Origin of the sequence: Tahibacter harae (assembly GCF_024437735.1) — a bacterium.
GTDB lineage: Bacteria > Pseudomonadota > Gammaproteobacteria > Xanthomonadales > Rhodanobacteraceae > Tahibacter > Tahibacter harae.
Window position 1 is genome coordinate 29,807 of record NZ_JANFQO010000001.1, and the last position, 17,303, is coordinate 47,109.

Annotated in this window: 13 protein-coding genes and 1 tRNA gene; 7 read left to right on the forward strand and 7 right to left on the reverse strand. The window is 68.3% G+C overall.

What is annotated here, in order from left to right:
- Positions 1–456 precede the first annotated feature (456 nt).
- Positions 457–4,455, forward strand: coding sequence for an Rne/Rng family ribonuclease (locus NM961_RS23900; protein WP_305118966.1), 3,999 nt, complete (start codon positions 457–459; stop codon positions 4,453–4,455).
- 186 nt (positions 4,456–4,641) lie between these two features.
- Here NM961_RS23900 and NM961_RS00140 read toward each other — a convergent pair whose 3' ends face one another.
- Positions 4,642–5,319 carry a response regulator gene (locus tag NM961_RS00140; RefSeq protein ID WP_255910109.1) on the reverse strand — a complete coding sequence of 226 codons (678 nt, stop codon included), beginning with the start codon at positions 5,317–5,319 and terminating at the stop codon, positions 4,642–4,644.
- A 193-nt stretch (positions 5,320–5,512) separates the two neighbouring features.
- On the opposite strand from NM961_RS00140, the gene NM961_RS00145 reads away from it, so the two are divergent.
- Positions 5,513–5,602, forward strand: a tRNA-Ser gene (locus tag NM961_RS00145).
- 411 nt (positions 5,603–6,013) lie between these two features.
- Here NM961_RS00145 and NM961_RS00150 read toward each other — a convergent pair.
- Entirely contained in the window at positions 6,014–6,187 is a 174-nt protein-coding gene (locus NM961_RS00150) for a hypothetical protein (protein WP_255910669.1), read from the reverse strand.
- Positions 6,188–6,421: 234 nt separating this feature from the next.
- On the opposite strand from NM961_RS00150, the gene NM961_RS00155 reads away from it, so the two are divergent.
- The 3 genes from NM961_RS00155 (at position 6,422) to NM961_RS00165 (ending at position 9,455) form a co-directional block, all read left to right on the forward strand.
- Positions 6,422–6,967, forward strand: a complete 546-nt coding sequence (locus tag NM961_RS00155) for a kinase inhibitor (RefSeq protein ID WP_255910111.1) — start codon at positions 6,422–6,424, stop codon at positions 6,965–6,967.
- Between the two features lie 341 nt (positions 6,968–7,308).
- Positions 7,309–8,733 carry a hypothetical protein gene (locus tag NM961_RS00160; RefSeq protein ID WP_255910113.1) on the forward strand — a complete coding sequence of 475 codons (1,425 nt, stop codon included), beginning with the start codon at positions 7,309–7,311 and terminating at the stop codon, positions 8,731–8,733.
- A gap of 95 nt (positions 8,734–8,828) precedes the next feature.
- Positions 8,829–9,455 (forward strand): dioxygenase family protein, encoded by a 627-nt coding sequence (locus tag NM961_RS00165; RefSeq protein WP_255910115.1) that lies wholly within the window; start codon positions 8,829–8,831, stop codon positions 9,453–9,455.
- Positions 9,456–9,736: 281 nt separating this feature from the next.
- Here NM961_RS00165 and NM961_RS00170 read toward each other — a convergent pair whose 3' ends face one another.
- The 4 genes from NM961_RS00170 to NM961_RS00185 all read right to left on the reverse strand — a co-directional run bounded on the left by NM961_RS00170 (position 9,737) and on the right by NM961_RS00185 (position 14,023).
- Entirely contained in the window at positions 9,737–10,144 is a 408-nt protein-coding gene (locus NM961_RS00170; RefSeq protein ID WP_255910117.1) for a GtrA family protein, read from the reverse strand.
- A gap of 4 nt (positions 10,145–10,148) precedes the next feature.
- A complete protein-coding gene (locus NM961_RS00175; protein WP_255910119.1) occupies positions 10,149–11,093 on the reverse strand; it encodes a glycosyltransferase family 2 protein in 945 nt (314 codons plus the stop codon).
- On the reverse strand, positions 11,086–12,102 hold the full coding sequence (mtnA, locus tag NM961_RS00180) for an S-methyl-5-thioribose-1-phosphate isomerase (RefSeq protein ID WP_255910120.1): 1,017 nt from the start codon (positions 12,100–12,102) through the stop codon (positions 11,086–11,088). Before mtnA ends, NM961_RS00175 begins: the two co-directional genes overlap by 8 nt.
- A gap of 133 nt (positions 12,103–12,235) precedes the next feature.
- On the reverse strand, positions 12,236–14,023 hold the full coding sequence (locus tag NM961_RS00185) for an ABC transporter ATP-binding protein (RefSeq protein WP_255910121.1): 1,788 nt from the start codon (positions 14,021–14,023) through the stop codon (positions 12,236–12,238).
- On the opposite strand from NM961_RS00185, the gene NM961_RS00190 reads away from it, so the two are divergent.
- Together NM961_RS00190 and NM961_RS00195 are read left to right on the forward strand one after the other, a co-directional pair.
- On the forward strand, positions 14,017–14,913 hold the full coding sequence (locus NM961_RS00190; protein ID WP_255910122.1) for a hypothetical protein: 897 nt from the start codon (positions 14,017–14,019) through the stop codon (positions 14,911–14,913). The genes NM961_RS00185 and NM961_RS00190 overlap by 7 nt on opposite strands.
- A 117-nt stretch (positions 14,914–15,030) precedes the next feature.
- Positions 15,031–16,095, forward strand: a complete 1,065-nt coding sequence (locus tag NM961_RS00195) for a phytanoyl-CoA dioxygenase family protein (RefSeq protein ID WP_255910123.1) — start codon at positions 15,031–15,033, stop codon at positions 16,093–16,095.
- A gap of 133 nt (positions 16,096–16,228) precedes the next feature.
- Here NM961_RS00195 and NM961_RS00200 read toward each other — a convergent pair whose 3' ends face one another.
- The gene (locus tag NM961_RS00200; RefSeq protein WP_255910124.1) at positions 16,229–17,293 is read right to left on the reverse strand and encodes a class III poly(R)-hydroxyalkanoic acid synthase subunit PhaC; all 1,065 of its coding nucleotides are present in this window, start codon (positions 17,291–17,293) and stop codon (positions 16,229–16,231) included.
- Positions 17,294–17,303: the final 10 nt, after the last annotated feature.

The following is a 17,303-nucleotide window of genomic DNA, read 5'->3' on the forward strand; positions in this document are numbered from 1 at the left end:
AAATCTGCTGTCAGCTGGTAGACTTGGGCCGCACTTCGCGTCAAGGAACGAGGTATTCGACCATCGTTTCGCGATGCACCTACCCGTTGACTGTGTTGCCGTCCCCTGCGGATTCCTGACCGGAACCGCCGTGGTGACCGGCCGCATCGTAACGGATCGGGTCGGAGATTGCCCGTAGCGCGGCAAGCGCCGCGGGGGTCTGCGGTAGGGCAAGGCACCACTTAACGTACCTGTGCGATGCGAGTCGCGCCGGACCAGAACAACACCGCGCTCCCGACGACGTCGTGAGAGTGCGCAGCCAGGACGGCGCCGGACCGGCGCATTGCGCCACCGTCGTCCGCCGACCGGCTCCGCCGGTCTTTCCGTACGCAGCTGCCGCTGCGTAGCGCAGGGTTAAACCTGCGAGGTATGCGCCTCCGCGCCGCCGGCGGTAGAGCGCATTACGGAATCACTACAATGAAACGCATGTTGATCAACGCGACTCAGCGTGAAGAGTTGCGTGTGGCCATCGTGGACGGCCAGAACCTGTTCGACCTCGATATCGAGATCCCCTCCAAGGAACAGAAGAAAGCCAACATCTACAAGGGCCGCATCACCCGGGTCGAGCCCTCGCTGGAGGCCTGCTTCGTCGAATACGGCGGCGAACGCCATGGCTTCCTGCCGCTGAAGGAAATCGCCCGCGAATACTTCACTCCGGGCGTGGACCACAACCGCGCCGGCATCCGCGAGCTGCTGAAGGAAGGCCAGGAAATCGTCGTCCAGGTCGAGAAAGAGGAGCGCGGCAACAAGGGCGCCGCCCTGACCACGTTCATCTCCCTGGCCGGCCGCTACATGGTGCTGATGCCCAATAACCCGCGCGCCGGCGGCGTATCGCGGCGCATCGAGGGCGAGGACCGGGCCAACCTCAAAGAGGTGATGGACCAGCTCAACTGCCCCGACGACATGGGCCTGATCATCCGCACCGCCGGCATGGGCCGCGACGCGGAAGAGCTGCAATGGGACCTGGACTACCTGCTGCAACTGTGGAAGGCCATCTCCGAGGCCGCCACCTCGCGCCCCAGCCCGTTCCTGATCTACCAGGAATCCAAGCTCATCATCCGCGCCCTGCGCGACTACCTGCGCAATGACGTCGGCGAAATCCTCATCGACAACGAGGACCTGTACCAGGACGCGCGCGACTTCGTGCAGCAGGTGATGCCGAACAACCTGCGCAAGCTCAAGCTGTACAAGGACACCACCCCGCTGTTCTCGCGCTTCCAGATCGAGACCCAGATCGAGAACGCCTTCGAGCGCACGGTGCGCCTGCCCTCCGGCGGTTCCATCGTCATCGACCAGACCGAAGCCCTGACCGCCATCGACATCAACTCGGCCAAGGCGACCAAGGGCGGCGACATCGAGGAAACCGCGTTCAACACCAATCGCGAAGCCGCGATCGAGATTGCGCGCCAGCTGCGCATCCGCGACGCCGGCGGCCTCATCGTGATCGACTTCATCGACATGGACAGCCCGCGCCACCAGCGCGAGGTCGAGGAAACGCTGAAGGAAGCGCTGAAACTGGACCGCGCCCGCGTCCAGCTCGGCCGCATCTCGCGCTTCGGCCTGATGGAAATGTCGCGCCAGCGCCTGCGTCCCAGCCTGGGCGAATCCACCCAGATCGTATGCCCGCGGTGCAGCGGCCACGGCCGCATCCGCAGCATCGAATCGCTGTCGCTGTCGGCCCTGCGCCTGGTCGAGGAACACGCGATGAAGGACAACACCGGCCAGGTGCTGGTGCAGGCCCCGTCGGACGTGGCCAACTTCCTGCTCAACGAGAAGCGCCGCCAGGTCAGCGAGATCGAGCAGCGCCACGACGTGGCCGTAATCATCGTCGCGGACGAGAAGCTGGAAACGCCGCATCTGGAAATCCAGCGCATCAAGAGCGCCGACATCGGCGACAGCCCGCGTCCCAGCTATGACCGCCTGACCCCGGTCGTGGTCACCCCGCCGCCGCAGGTGGCCCAGCCCAGCGCCGAGCCGGAACAGCCCGCGGTCAGCCGCGTGGTGCCGGCCAGCCCGGCGCCGCTGCGTCCGGAAACCGAGGAAGCACCGGCGCCGGTCGCCGTGGCGGCCCCGGCGGCACGCCCGGCCGTGGCCAGCGCGGGCTTCTGGGCCCGGGTGAAGCAGTTCTTCACCGGCGAACCCACGCCGGCGGCCACGCCCGCAGCACCGGCTCCGGCAGCAAGGCCGGCCGGCCGTTCCGGCCAGTCCCAGCCGGGCCGCGGCGAGCGCGACCAGCGCCGCGGCGGCCGCGACCAGCGCGGCAACCGCAATGAACAGGCCGGCCAGCGCGGCGGCCGCAACGAACAGCGCAGCGACGCCAAGCCTGCACGCACCGAGGCCGCCCAGGGCCAGCAGCCCAAGCAGGGCGGCCAGCAGCCGCGCCAGGACAAGGAGCAGCGCGGCCCGCAGCAGGGCCAGCAACCGCGGCAGGACAAGCAGCGCGGCGAACAGCGTCAGGGCGAGCCGCGCCAGCAGGGCGAAGCGCGCCAGAACGAGCCGCGCCCGCAGGGCGAGGCACGCCAGGGCGAGCAGCGTCCGCAAGGCGAGCAGCGCCAGGCCCAGCCGGCCGGCACGCCGCGTGCGCCGGGCGAAGGCCGTGCCCCGGGCGAAGGCCGCCAGCCGGAAGTCGTGCGCATGGCCGATGCGATGCGGCTTTCCTCCGACAAGTCGGGCGAGCCGCGCGACGCCGCCAAGGCCGGCGAAGGCCGTCCGGCCGCCGCCGACAACCGCGCCGAAGCGCGCCCGGCCACGCCAGCTGCTGCGGCCGAAGTGCAGCCGGTGACTGTCATCGTGGATGCGGGCGATACCGCCGGCCAGGCGCCGGGCGAAGTCGCTCCGGGTATCGCCGCCGACGACAGCGGCCGTGAAGGCGGCCGCCGCCGCCGCGGCCGTCGCGGCGGCCGCCGCCGCCGTCGCAATGAAGCCGGCACCGAGTCCGCCGACTCCGCCAACGAGGCGGATTTCGACGACGAGGACGAGGACGGCACCAGCACAGACGGCAATGTCGCGACTGCAGAAAATGCGGCAAACCGCGCTGCCGGTGCGGAAAAGCCGCGCGAAGGTCAGCGCGAAGGCCGTCCGCGTGACGCGCAGCCGCGGGACAACCGCGACAACCAGCCGCGCGAGAGTCGCGATGGCCAGCCGCGCGAGACCCGTGACGGTCGCGATGGCCAGCCGCGCCGCCAGCCGGCGGAAAGCGCCGCTGACGAAAACGCGGCCAGCTCCGGTCCGGTAGCTCCCACGCCGTCCGCCGTGGCCCAACCGGCCGCAACCGCGCAGGCCACTGCACCGGAAGCCGCCGCGCCGGTGGCGCCGACGCCGGCCGTGGCTTCAGCCGCGAAGCATCCGGAAACGGCAGCCGCGTCGATTCCGGCGGCCTCGATGCCTGCGAGTACGGCGCAAGAGGCTCCGGTCCAGGCGGCTCCCACTCCGGCCTCGGCTGTGTCGGCCCCGGCGGCTTCGGCTGCGGCTCAGACTGCTCCGGCGGGTCCGGCGACGACGACGCCGGTCGCGCCAGCTTCGGCTCCCGTGAACCCGGTTCCTGCGGCGGCTCCTGCAGCTTCCGCCTCGCCGGCATCGACGACTCCGGCGGTCCTGGCTCCGACAAACCCGGCTCCGGCCGCTTCGGCACCAGGCATTCCGTCTCCGGCCGTTGCGGCTCCCGCGGCGCCGGCTTCGACGGCAGGCCCTGCCGCACCGGCGGCCTCGACTGCGGCCGCCGCTGCAAGCACGGTTCCGGCGCCGAAGGCCCCGTCCGCGATGCCTGCGGACAGCGCAGCGGCGGCGAACACCTCGCCGGCCGCGGCTCCGACGCCCTCCGCCGCAATGCCCAAGCCGCAGGCCGAAGCCAAGCCGGCAACGGCCATCCCCGCTCCGGTAGCGTCCGCCCCGATCCCGGCCCCGCGCGCCGAGCCCGCGCCGCGTCCGGCCCCGGTGGCCGCACCGGCCGCCGAGCAGCCGCGGCCCGCACCGGCCAAGCCGGTGATCGACCCGAGCGTGCCGGTCCCGGTCGCCTCGGCGCCGATCCCGATGACGCCGCCGCGTCCCGCCGTGCCGACGCCCGCTGCAGCCGCGCCGGCACCGCAGCCGCCCAAGCCCAGCGAAGCGCCCAAGCCTTCGGCCACGCCGCCGATTCCGGCTCCGCTGGCTTCGGCGCCGATCCCGGGCGCGCGTCCGGCCGGCACGGAAAGCGCCAGCCGCGCACCGGCCGCCCAGCTTTCGCTGGGCATGCCGGAACCGCAGGCCGAAGCGCCGCTGCCGCCCGCCGGCAGCGTGCGCCAGGCCGTCGCCAGTGCCCTGCGTGCGCCGCCAGTCAACCCGGCGCCGCCAGCCGCCGACGACAAGCCGGCGGCCTCCGCGGACAACAAGCCGGCGGCAGGTGACACGACGGAAAAGCGCGACGACAGCGCCAGCTGAACCCGGCCGGCGCCTCGCGCGCCGGCACTTTGCGGCCCCGCCGGAACAGGCTTCCGTGCGGGGCCGCTGCATTTTCGCCTTGTGCAAATCGCGGCAAAGGCGCCCTGCCTTACGCAAGGCGAGTGCATGCGCGAAGCGGGCAGCCCGATGAAATGCTCGTCAAGCGGACAAGCGGACAGCCCTCCCTCAGCGCCTGCGCCGCCTTCCGCCGCTTGCGCTCTCCAGCGCACTGCCCAGATCCAGTACCCCGTGCAGGCTGGCCATGTGCGCCAACGCGACCACGTTGTCGATATCCAGCTTGGCGAAGATGTTCGACTTGTGCGTGGAAATGGTCTTGTCGCTGATGCTGAGGAAGCGCGACAAGCTCTGCGCGTCGTCGCCCTGGGCCAGGCGTATCGCGATCTCCAGCTCGCGCGCGGTCAGCCGGTCGAACGGCGAACCGCTGCCGTCGAGCGCCTCCATCGCCAGTTGCTGCGCCACCGCCGGCGCCAGGTAGCGCCGGCCATCGGCGACCTGTTGCAGCGCCTGCAGGAATTCTTCCGCCGGGCAGGCCTTGGTCAGATAACCCATCGCGCCGGCCTCCAGCAGGCGGCGCGGAAACGGCGCCTCGCCGGCCATGGTGACGATCACCACCCGCGTGCGCAGATTGCCGCGGCGCACCCGCTCGGTGACCTCTACACCGGTCAGCTTGGGCATATGCAGGTCCAGCACCGCCAGATCCGGCTCCAGCCGGCGAATCAGGGCCAGGCCGGCCTCGCCGTCGTCGGCCTCGCCAACCACCGAAAACTCCGGGCGCCGCTCCAGCATGGCCCGGTAACCGCTGCGCACCAACACGTGATCGTCGATCAGAACGACGCTAATCATCGCGGCCTCTCCCTATTGCAGCAGCCGAAACGCTACGTGACGAAGTCAAAGGAAACAATCCCTTAGGAAATGTTTCCATTTACACCGGACATGGTCGCATGTGTGGCATGGAGCTTGCGAGCCAGTTTCGCTATGCTCGCGGACTGGCGAAAGCCACCACCCGGCGCCCGACGCGGCCCGGGGCGGACAATCCGGAGAGATGGCCGAGCGGTTTAAGGCAGCAGTCTTGAAAACTGCCGTGGGTTCATCCCCACCGTGGGTTCGAATCCCACTCTCTCCGCCAGATTTCAATAGGTTTCAGCGCTTTGCGGACCCCTTCCAGGAGCTGTCCGCCATCCCGTCCGCCATCAAGTACCGCAGCAACAGGGCAGGGTTTCCGCTGCCGTTGCCTTGCAATTTGGAGCCTTCGTGGGCGTCATGAATTCGTCGGGACATGATTGACGACGCGCGGCCTCCGATCGCATGCACGGCTCGAAATTGAACCAGCAACGTTGGCATTGAGATGCCGATTGAGAGACAGCTCAGCCCTGCGACCGGCCGCTGCCAATGAAACCTGCACCGTCGAGGAACGGCCGTCCTGTGGCAGCCATCGAACGTCTCCTTGTTCGGGAAGCGAACTGCCGGGAATCCCGGAAACTCGTCCGTGCCAGTCACGCCGCCAAGCGAACGCGTGGAATGCCGATAGCAGGCTGTTTCAGTTTGCTGGCGGAATGTGAGCGATCGACCCCGGCAACCAGGTGCGATTGAACCAGTCGACCCATTCGAGCGTTGCCGGCTCGACCGCTTCGCGGTTGGCACCGGAAAGCCGATGATCAAAAGTGGCAAGCCGGAAAACCACGCTATCCAGGGACTGCCCGATACGCTTCAAGGCCGGACCTTATTCCATAATTTAAAAATTAAACAAATTATTTCGCGAACCAGAGACATCCGCTGGCGCCCGGCCAGGCGTGATCCGAGTCCCGCTCCGGGACAGCGAGTTCCACACGAGCAAAATCAACTTCGGCACCTTCACGCGCCAGCAGCGGCTCTCCGCCCTGCCCGGCTGCACTGAATTGCGGCGGCTGCGGTTAAACTTGAGGCTTACCCAGCGGAGAGTCTCCCCATGAAGTCCTCGCTCGTATTCGCCGCACTGCTGTCCCTCGCCGGCACCGCCCAGGCCGCCGAATTCCGCCTCACCAGCACCGACATCGCCGAAGGCAAGGCGCTGACCAACAAGCAGGTGTTCAAGGGGTTCGGCTGCGAGGGCGAGAACATCTCGCCGCAACTGAGCTGGAGCGGTGCGCCGGAAGGCACCAAGAGCTTCGCCATCAGCGTCTACGACCCGGATGCGCCCACCGGCAGCGGCTGGTGGCACTGGACCGTGGTCAATCTGCCCGCGGCAACGACCTCGCTGCCGAGCGGCGCGGGCAATCCCGGCGGCAAGCTGCCGGCGGGCGCCGTGCAGGGGCGCACGGATTTCGGCCAGGCTGGTTTCGGCGGTGCGTGCCCGCCCGTAGGCGACAAGCCGCACCGCTATCACTTCGTGGTCTGGGCGCTGAAAGTGGACAAGCTGCCGCTGGACGAGAACGCCAGCGGCGCCATGGTCGGCTACATGCTCAATGCCAATGCGCTGGGCAAGGCGCAGTTGACCGCTACTTACGGGCGGTAAGCGGACTCGGGATCCGGGATTGGCAGCGGCGCTCCGCGAATCCCGGATTCGGCCACACCTGCGGAGACTCAGGGCTGGCATCGCCATCATTTTGCGGGCTCCAGTCGCGCGATTGAGCCGCAGCACGGCGCACGGCTGCGCCAGGGAAATCGCCATTTCCGAATCTCACGCCGCATTGCAGCTCCACCGGGAGCTGCTGCCCGCGACAGCGCCGCGCTTTTTTGCGAATCCCCAATTCCACTCCGCGAACCGCGCGCCATATCGCGGCGCTCATCCCGCTCTTGGGTTAGCATGCGGACCCTTTTCTGCGACGGCGCCCTGACCGCCCGCCCCGGCCCCTGATGCTGCTGATTCCGACTACGCCGCGCACAACGCCGTCGCCGCGCTACTGGCTGCTGCTGGCCCTGGCGCTGGGCGCGCTCAAGCTGGGCCTGATCGTGTTCGATCCCACCCAGCGCTTTTTCCTCGGCGATTCGGAAAGCTATCTGCATTCGGCGCTGACCGGCTGGATCCCGCCGGACCGCTCCTTCCTCTACGGCTATTTCATCCGCTACACCGCCGTGATCTGCGGCTGGCTGCCGGCGCTGCTGATCGCGCAGTCGCTGTGCGGCGTGCTCAGCGGCCTGCTCTGCGCACGCATCGCCAGCGCCGGCCTGGGGCTGGACCGGCGCATCGCCGCGGCCCTGGCCGTGCTGCTGGCACTGGAACCGGCGCAGTTGTTCTACGAACGCATGATGATGGCCGAAAGCCTGGGCACGCTGTGCCTGCTGAGCATGTTCGCCTGCGGCTTCGCCTATCTGCGCCGGCACAGGTGGCCGTGGCTGCTGGGCATGGCGCTGGCGGGCACGGCGACCGTGGCCCTGCGTATGAGCCTGCTGCCGGTGGTGCTGGGCTTCGCTCTGCTGCCGCCGCTGGCGGCGCTGGCGCTGCGCGAAGGCCGCGCGGCCTGGCTGCGCGTCGCCGCGCATGCCGTCGTTGCCGTGCTGGCGACAGCGGCCCTGCACAAGGCGTATCAGCAGCTGTACGGCCATCTGTTCCAGGGCCCGGCAACGTATCTGCAGGCCAGCGGCACCTTCCGCCTGGGCCTGGTCGCGCCGCTGGTCAAGCCCGGACATCTGCAGCAGGCCGGGCTGGCGCCGGAACTGCTGCAATCGGTGAAGCCGCCGCTGGCCGATCCGCGGGCGCGCGAGTCGCAGCTGTGGGCGCCCGACGGCCTGATCGCCGTGCTGCGCCAGGCGTCGAACGGGGACATGCTGGCCACCGAGCGCTATGCGCGCAAGATCGCCTCGCGCGCGCTGCGCGACGATATTCCGGGTTTCCTGCATCTTGCCGTGGTGACCACGGCGGATTATTTCGACCCGGTGCAGACCTACCAGCGCATGGAAGACGACCTGGGCACGCGCGCGCTGGCCCCGCCCATGCAGGACGCCCTGCGCGAACAGTTGCGCTACGACGCCAGCCGCGTGCACGAGCGGCGCAATCCGCTGACCCGTTATTTCGAGGCCAGCGGCAACTGGCTGATCTTCTGCCTGTTCTCGCTGGCGCCGCTGGCGCTGATGGCGCTGCTGCGCAACTGGAACCAGCGCCGCGAAGCCGCGCTGCTGTTGTGCCTGACGGCGCTGGGTCTGGTCGCGGGACAGCTGCTGTTCTCGCATATCGTGTCCTTCCGCTATCTGCATCCGTTCCCGGCCCTGGTGCTGCTCTGCCTGGCCGCGACCCTGGCCGCGCCCACGGCGCGGCGCAACGGCGAACGTCAGCGCATCTGAGGCACGTCCGGCCGCAAAGCGGCTGCGCCGGAGCGGCACAACGGCGCAGTTCGTTCTAGAGTGCGGGAAACCCCACACGCCGCAGGGCCGCCGCGATGCAACGACGCACCTTCCTGCTGTTGCCGCTGCTGGCCCTGCCGGCCGCAGCAATCGGCCGCGAGAAAATCGTCGGCCTGCCCTGCGAAGGCTGCGATGCGGTGTTCGTCGGGCAGCCGGCGCAGATTCCGGGCCTGGCCCGCATCGCCCCGGCCGGCGAACCGGGCGAGCCGCTGCAATTGCGCGGACAGGTGCTGGATGCGGCAGGCAAGCCCGCCGCAGGCATCATCGTCTATGCCTACCACACCGATGCCGCCGGCGATTACCCACCGCTGGCCGCGACCCGCGGCACGCCCGCGCAAGCCCACGGCCGTCTGCGCAGCTGGGCACGCACGGACGCCGACGGCCGCTACGGCTTCGACAGCATCCGCCCCGGCGGCTATCCGGGACGCAAGGATCCGCAGCATATCCATCTGCATGTGATCGAACCCGGCCTGCGCACGTACTACATCGACGATGCGGTGTTCGAGGACGACCCGCGCATGGCCGATCCGGCGATCCGCAGCCAACTGCAGCATGCCGCCAACCGCGGCGGCAGCGGCATCACCCGGCCGCAGCGCGCTGCGGCCGGTGTGTGGCGGGTGCAGCGGGATATACGGCTGGGGATGAATATTCCCGGCTACTGAGCTGCGCGGGGCGCAGCGGGAAGCCGCGGTGCGCTGCCGGGCAGCGCACTGGAACGATCACAGGCGGCGATGGATGAATATTCGCGGCTGTCGACCATGCATCAGGACGGCGGCGCGCAGCGGGAAGCCGTGGCGCGCCGCCGTACAGCACAGGAAAACGCCGCCAGGAAAACCGGCAGAACGCTGGAAACCGCGCCGGACCGAGTTCGCCTCGGCACCGCCCGGCAGGCACGATCGCAGGAACCGGTGCGGCTACAGTCCACCCGTTCCTGCGCGGCGCTTCACTCTGCCTTCTCCACCCGCTTCTCGCTGCGATAGATCCACCAGCGCGAGGAAACATAGTTCACCGCCAGCCCCGCGACCGAACCCGCAGCCACGGCGAGTTCCGGCCAGGTGCGCGCCGGTGCAAAAAACGTATAGACCGCCGCATAGGCCGCATAGTTGACGGCAAAACCGCCGCTCATGGCGAGCAGGTAGCGCAGCCACTCGCCGAACAGGCCGTAGCGGCGCGTGCCGCGGAAGGTCTGGCTGCGGTTCCACAGCCAGGTCGCGGTCGCCGCGCAGAGGAAGGAGAACAGCCGCGCCACATAGGCGTTCGCGCCCAGGCCGCTGACCAGCAGGCGCAGCACGCCGGCGTCGACGACGAAACCGATCACGCCGCCTATGCAGAACAGCAGGAACTGCGGCATGGCCTCACTCCGGCGCGGGATGGCCGAGATAGGCCAGCATCTTCAGCTCGCGCCGGCCGCGCGTGACCGTGTCCAGCACCAGCCCGGCGAAGAAGGCCAGGGCCGCCAGCAGCATCAGCCCGGTGGACAGGATCGCCGTGGGAAAGCGCGGCACCAGGCCGGTTTCCGCATAGGTCACGAACAGCGGCACGGCCAGCAGCACCGACAGCAGGGCCAGTGCCGCGGCAATCAGCGAATAGAAGGCCAGCGGCCGTTCCGCACCGAACAGGCGCACCATGGTGACGACAATGCGTATGCCGTCGCGTACCGTGGACAGCTTGCTGTGCGAGCCCTCGGGCCGTTCCTTGAACGGCGTGGTGACTTCGGCCACGGCCATCTTCAGTTCCAGCGCATGCACGGTGAGTTCGGTCTCGATCTCGAAGCCCTGGCTCAGCACCGGAAACGACTTGGCGAAGCGGCGCGAGAACACGCGGTAGCCGGAAAGAATGTCGGAACAGTTGCGCCCGAACAGGCGGCTCAGGAAACCGGTCAGCATGCGGTTGCCGAAGGCGTGGCCGGGCCGGTGCACATCGGCGTGGACGGGCTCGCGCACGCCGACGACCATGTCCAGGTTCTCCTGGAACAGGCGCGCCAGCAGCGCCGGCGCGCTGGCCGCGTCATAGGTATCGTCGCCATCGACCATCACATACGCATCGGCCTCGATGTCGGCGAACATGCGCCGCACCACATGGCCCTTGCCCTGCAGCTTCACGCTGTGCACAACGGCGCCGGCGCGGGCGGCGACTTCCGCCGTGCCGTCGCTGGAGTTGTTGTCGAACACGTGGATGGCCGCATCCGGCAGGGCGCGGCGGAAATCGTTCACCACCGCGGTGATGGCGATGGCTTCGTTGTAGCAGGGAATCAGCACGGCCACGCGCCGCGGCCGCTGGGCGATGGCGGTATCAGCCATGGCCGGGCACGAACAGCTTTTCCATGGCGTGGCGGTCCGGATGCTCGATCACGCCGCGCTCGGTGACGATGGCGTCGATCAGCGAGGCCGGAGTCACGTCGAACACCGGATTCCACGCCTCCGCGCCCTCGATCACAGTGCGCTTGCCGGCCACGCCCAGCAGTTCGGCCGGCTCGCGCAGCTCGATCTCGATGGCCGCGCCGTCCGGCGTGGCCATGTCGACCGTGGACGAGGGCGCCACCACCATGAACTTCACGCCGTGGTGGCGCGCGCTGATGGCGAGCTGGTAGGTGCCGATCTTGTTGGCCGTGTCGCCGTTGGCGGCGATGCGGTCGGCGCCGACGATGACCCATTGCACCGCGCCGGAACGCATCAGGTACGAGGCCGCCGAATCGGCGATGAGCCGGGCCGGGATGCCGTCGCGCACCAGTTCATACATGGTCAGGCGCGCGCCCTGCAGCCAGGGCCGCGTCTCACCGGCATAGACCTGGGCGATCTTGCCCGCAGCATAGCCGCTGCGGATCACGCCCAGGGCCGTGCCGAAGCCGGCGGTCGCCAGCGAGCCGGTATTGCAGTGGGTCATCACGCCGCCGCCGCTGAGCAGGGCCGCGCCGAGTTCACCCATGCGCCGGTTCGCGGCGAGGTCTTCATCCTGTATGGCCTGGGCCTCGCGCACCAGCGCGGCCACGTCCGTGCCCAGGCCCTGCATGCGGTCCAGCGCCCACATCAGGTTCACCGCCGTGGGCCGCGAGGCGCGCAGCAGGCGCAGCGCCGCGTCGAGGTTGGCCGGATCCTGCTGCGCCGCCAGCACCACGCCCCAGGCGGCGGCTATGCCGATGGCCGGCGCGCCGCGCACGACCAGGTCCTTGATGGCCTGGGCCACCTCGGCCGCGCTGCGGCAGGCGACGAATTTTTCCTCGAACGGCAGCAGGCGCTGGTCCAGCAGGCTGAGGTGGTCGCCGCGCCAGTGCACGGCGCGGATGGTGTCGTGGCGGTCCAGGTCGGACATGGGCGGGACTCGGCTGAGGCAACGCGCAAGGATAGCGCATGCGGGCGGACAACCCGATGAAATCGCGCGCAATTCGCGCCGGCCGGGCGGGACGCCGGGCGCTCCGCCCGCCCCCCGCGGCGCGGCGCAGGTTTCAGTTCCCGTCCACGCCGCCGGTCTGCACCCGCCACAGCGCCGCATAGCTGCCGCCGCGGGCGATCAGCTGCGCATGCGTGCCCAGCTCCGTGACGCGGCCGTTCTCCATCACGGCGATCTGGTCGGCGTGCACGATGGTGGAAAGGCGGTGCGCAATCACGATCACCGTGCGCTGGTGCGCCAGGCGCGCGAGGGAACGCTGGATGGCGGCTTCGGTCTCGTTGTCGACCGCGCTGGTGGCCTCGTCCAGCAGCAGCACCGGCGGATCCTTGAGCAGGGCGCGGGCGATGGACAGGCGCTGGCGCTGGCCGCCGGACAGCTTCACGCCGCGCTCGCCCACCGCGGTGTCGTAGCCCTGCGGCAGGCGCAGGATGAATTCATGTGCCTCGGCCGCGACGGCGGCGGCGATGACGTCCGCCTCGGTCGCATCCGGCCGGCCGTAGAGGATGTTCTCGCGCACGCTGCCCTCGAACAGGAACACGTCCTGGGCGACCCAGCCGATCTGGCTGCGCAGCCAGCTCAGCGGATAGGCCGTCAGCGGCCGGCCGTCCAGGCGGATCTCGCCGCGGGTGGGCTCGTAGAAGCGCAGCAGCAGCTTGATCAGCGAACTCTTGCCGCCGCCGGTGGCGCCGACCAGGGCCAGGGTACGGCCGGCCGGCACGTGCAGGTCCACGCCGTGCAGCACTGCGCTGCCGTTGGCATAGGCGAAATGCACGTCGCGCAGGACGATCTCGCCGCGGGCCGGGTGATCCGGCATGGTCTGCTCGCTGTCGCGAATGGTGATCGGCGTCGCCAGCAGGCCGAGGATGCGCCGGGTCGAGGCCATGGCGCGCTCGAACAGGTCCACGGTCTCGGCCAGGCGGGTCAGCGGCCACAGCAGGCGCTGGGTCAGGAATACCAGCACAGCGTAGAAGCCCGCCTGCAACTGCCCTTCCAGCACCAGCTTGCCGCCGAGCACAAAGGTGCACAGGAAACCGAACAGGATGGCCATGCGGATCAGCGGCACGAAGGCCGCGCTGAGCCGGATCGCCCGCCGGTTGGCCGCGACATAGGCGCTGCTCTCGCTGCCCAGGCGCTGCAGCTCGCGCTGTTCCGCGGCAAAGCTGCGGATGGTGGCGATGCCGGCCAGGTTGTTGGCCAGCCGGCCCGACAGTGCCGCGACCTTTTCCCGCACCACGTCGTAGCGCGGCCCGGCCTTGCCCTGGAAATAGAACGCGCCCCACAGGATGACCGGAATCGGCGTGAACGCGAACAGCGCGATCTGCGGCGAAATGGCGAAGAACACCGCGCCGCAGGCCAGCACCGTGACGACGACCTGGATCAGGTCGCTGGCACCGCCGTTGAGAAAGCGTTCCAGCTGATTGACGTCATCGTTGAGGATGGCGACCAGGCCGCCGCTGGAGCGATCCTCGAAATAGGCCAGGTCCAGGTTCTGTACGTGAGCGTACGCCGAGGTGCGCAGTTCGTGCTGCAGGTCCTGGGCCAGATTGCGCCACAGCACCAGGTAGGCGAATTCAAAGATGGACTCGAACACCCAGATCGCCAACGTCAACGCGCCCAGCAGGTAGACTTGGGAAATCGGGTCGGAGACACCAAAACCAGCGACGAAGGAGTCCTGGCCGCGCACGACCACGTCGATGGCCACGCCGATCAGGATTTCCGGCGCGACATCGAACAATTTGTTCGCCACCGAGCACAGCCCGGCGGCGATGAAACGGGCGCGGTACGGACGCGCATGACGGATGAGCTGCCAGAGTGCAGCAAACGACGAGGTGGAAGATGGCATCGCGAAAGCCTAGCACGGAGATTCCCGCCAAACGCGCCGCAGCCTCGCGCCAGGACGACCGCGACGAGCAATTCCACGTCCTGCTGCGCACCGCCTGCATCAAGGCCGCCGGCGTGGGCGCGCTGTCGGCCCTGGTCGGGGCGATCCCCGGCGCCGGCGTGCTGCTGCGCTTCACCCTGGGCGAGCTGGTCGACGTGGCCGCGGTGACGGCGATCCAGGAACAGTTGATCGAAGACACCCTGACCCTGTACGAACTGCCCCTGCCCGATGCCCTGCGCAAGCCGCTGATCGTGCAGATCAGCAGCCTCGGCGCCGGTGCCAGCATCGGCGTGGACGCGCTGGGCCGCACCCTGCTCGGCCGCTTCGGCAGCAAGCTGGGCGGCCCGGTGTTCGGCCGCGTCGTTCCCCTCATCGGCGTGATGACCAGCGCCATCGGCAACGCCGCCACCACCTACGCCATAGGCCGCCGCGCCGAAGCCTTCGCCAAGATGGGCGCCGCGCCGGCCGACACCCTGGCCGACGTGTTCCGCGCCTTCACCGGCGTGGACGAACGCCGCATCTGGGAATGGTCGCTGGCTGCGACCAAGGAAGCCCTGTCCACCGTCGGCCGCGTCACGGCCAAGGTCAAGGGCATGAATCCGTTCGCCCGCTTCGACGAGGAGGCCGCGCCGGCCGGAGCCGGGCCGGCAACGCAAGAAAAAAACAAAAAATCCACAAAATCCGAAAAGGCCGGCACACCGCGCAAGCCGCGCGCGGCGGCGAAGAAATCCGCCGCCGGCCCGGCCGGCAGGAAAACCGCGGCGCGGAAGGCGCCGGCGAAGAAGCCCGCAACAGCCAAGACCGCCGCCAAGTCCCGCCCCGCGGCCAGGAAGAAAAAGCCGGCGGAATAAGACCCGGAATGCCGACCGCCCCGGCCATCCTGGCGGGGCGTAGCACATTGTTTTTTCGAGGGCGCACTGTCAGAGTCAGCCGTTATTCAACAGCCGGTAAGTTCAGGGGACTTTCCGATGGAATTCAGCGGTAACGAATTGCGCAAGCTCTTGCCGGGCGTGCCATTGGTCGAATCACCGTTTTTCGATGCCATTCTTCCCACCGCCGGCCTCGATCCAGAGACCGAGCGCGTCGCCCGGGACCTCAACCGCGACGGTTTTGCGGTAATCCGTTTCCAGGACGCGGAGTTCGACCAGCGCGCCGAACGCATCAAGGAATACCTGGGGCGCCAGTTCGACGCGGCGGCATGGCGCGAGCAGGAATGGCCGCGCGGCCACGGCCGGCGCTACTTCGACTACTGGAAAGAAAACGCCGACATCCGCGCCATCGCCGCCAACGAACAGGTGCTGAAACTGCTGGGCGATCTCTACGGCCGCAAGGCATTCCCGTTCCAGACGCTGAACTTCCCGGTCGGCACCCAGCAGCACTACCACTCCGACTCGATCCACTTCTCGTCCATCCCGGAGCGCTTCATGTGCGGCGTATGGCTGGCGCTGGAGGACATCCACGAAGACGCCGGGCCGCTGGTCTACTACCCCGGCTCGCACCGCTGGCCGATCATCTACAACGACCAGATAGGCACCCGGATCACCGGCACCACGGATACGCGCGACCAGTCGATGTACGAACCGTACTGGCGCGCAATGGTGGAGACCAGCAATCTCAAGCCGCAGCACTTCCTGCCGAAGAAAGGCGAGGCGCTGATCTGGATGGCCAACCTTCTGCACGGCGGCGCGCGCCAGAACGACCCTTATCGCAGCCGCTGGTCGCAGGTGACGCACTATTTCTTCGCCGACTGCTGCTATACCACGCCCATGCTGTCGGACTATTCCGTCGGCCGCCCGTTCGTGCGCGAGATGATCGACATTGCCAGCGGCGCGCCTGTGCCGAACATCTATGTGGATGTGCCGCTGGCCGACCTGGACTATCTGGCAAAGAACCCACGCCCGCCGACGGATTTCGACAGCGAACGCTATCTCGCGCTGAATCCGGACGTGGCCGCCGCCGTTGCGCAGGGGAAGACCTCGGCCATCGAACACTTCCGCCATTGGGGCGCCAAGGAAGGCCGGCGCTATCGCTGATCCGGCCCGGGCGGCAGCGGCGGTCAAATGCCGCCGGCGCCGGCTTCCGGGGCCGGCGGCAAAGCACAAACACGATGGCCCGCAGCGAGCGCTGCGGGCCATGTCCGGCATCAGGCTGCAGGAGCAGCCACTGTCATGAACGCTTGGCCAGCCAGTCGTGGATTGCCGGCGGCACTTCGCGCTGGGCACGGCTGGACACGTAGATGCCGATGTGGCCGCCCTTGAACGCGATCTGCGAATAGTCGGGACTGCCGACCGCATCTTTGAGCGCGCGCGAGGCTGCCGGCGGCACCAGGTGATCCTGCTCGGCGAAGATGTTGAGCACGGGTGAGCTGATGTTCTTCAGATCGACTTTCTTTTCGCCGATCTGCAGGCCGCCCTTGAGCAGCTTGTTGCCCTGGTAGAAATCCTTGATGAACTGGCGGAACGCTTCGCCGGCCTGATCGGGCGAATCGAAGATCCACTTTTCCATGCGCAGGAAATTTTCCAGCTCGGTCTTGTTGTCGAGGATATCGACCAGACCGACATACTTCTGCTGGTTCAGGCGCAGCGGCTTGAGCGTGAGATAGCAGTAGTTCATCAGGTCGGCCGGGATATTGCCCAGCGTGTCGACGAACAGGTCCACGTCCAGCTCGCGCACCCAGTGCGACAGCATGTTGTCCGGAGTGTGGAAATCCACCGGCGTCACCATGGTGACCAGGTTCTTCACCTTTTCCGGATAGATCGCGCTGAAGCACAGCGAGAACGCGCCGCCCTGGCAGATGCCGAGCAGGTTGATCGCCTCCACGCCGTGGGACTTGCGCAGGAAATCCACGCAGCGGCGCAGGTAGCCGTTGATGTAGTCGTCCAGGGTCAGATACTTGTCCGAGCCGTCCGGATAGCCCCAGTCGATCAGATAGACGTCCTGGCCCTGGGCGAGCAGGTTCTTCACCAGCGAGCGGTCGTCCTGCAGGTCGACCATGTAAGGCGTGTTGACCAGCGCGTAGCAGATCAGCAGCGGCGTCTTCTGCGTCGGCGCGCGCTCGCCGCGGAATCGGTACAAGGTTACTTTGTCATCCTTGTATACGGCCTCCTTGGCGGTGACGCCGAAGGTCACTGGATCCAGGCTGCGCAGGGTCTGCGCGCCGGCGGAGAGTTTCTGCTGCAGCTTCAGCGCCTCGTCCAACGCCTTCTGCGGTTCGATACGGATCGGGCCCATGGCAGTCGTT

Bases quoted from the DNA above. Each gene is read 5' to 3' on its own strand.
- NM961_RS23900 (WP_305118966.1), top strand. From the start codon at position 457: ATGAAACGCATGTTGATCAACGCGACTCAGCGTGAAGAGTTGCGTGTG.
- NM961_RS00140 (WP_255910109.1), bottom strand. From the start codon at position 5,319: ATGATTAGCGTCGTTCTGATCGACGATCACGTGTTGGTGCGCAGCGGT.
- NM961_RS00155 (WP_255910111.1), top strand. From the start codon at position 6,422: ATGAAGTCCTCGCTCGTATTCGCCGCACTGCTGTCCCTCGCCGGCACC.
- NM961_RS00160 (WP_255910113.1), top strand. From the start codon at position 7,309: ATGCTGCTGATTCCGACTACGCCGCGCACAACGCCGTCGCCGCGCTAC.
- NM961_RS00165 (WP_255910115.1), top strand. From the start codon at position 8,829: ATGCAACGACGCACCTTCCTGCTGTTGCCGCTGCTGGCCCTGCCGGCC.
- NM961_RS00170 (WP_255910117.1), bottom strand. From the start codon at position 10,144: ATGCCGCAGTTCCTGCTGTTCTGCATAGGCGGCGTGATCGGTTTCGTC.
- NM961_RS00175 (WP_255910119.1), bottom strand. From the start codon at position 11,093: ATGGCTGATACCGCCATCGCCCAGCGGCCGCGGCGCGTGGCCGTGCTG.
- mtnA (WP_255910120.1), bottom strand. From the start codon at position 12,102: ATGTCCGACCTGGACCGCCACGACACCATCCGCGCCGTGCACTGGCGC.
- NM961_RS00190 (WP_255910122.1), top strand. From the start codon at position 14,017: ATGGCATCGCGAAAGCCTAGCACGGAGATTCCCGCCAAACGCGCCGCA.
- NM961_RS00185 (WP_255910121.1), bottom strand. From the start codon at position 14,023: ATGCCATCTTCCACCTCGTCGTTTGCTGCACTCTGGCAGCTCATCCGT.
- NM961_RS00195 (WP_255910123.1), top strand. From the start codon at position 15,031: ATGGAATTCAGCGGTAACGAATTGCGCAAGCTCTTGCCGGGCGTGCCA.
- NM961_RS00200 (WP_255910124.1), bottom strand. From the start codon at position 17,293: ATGGGCCCGATCCGTATCGAACCGCAGAAGGCGTTGGACGAGGCGCTG.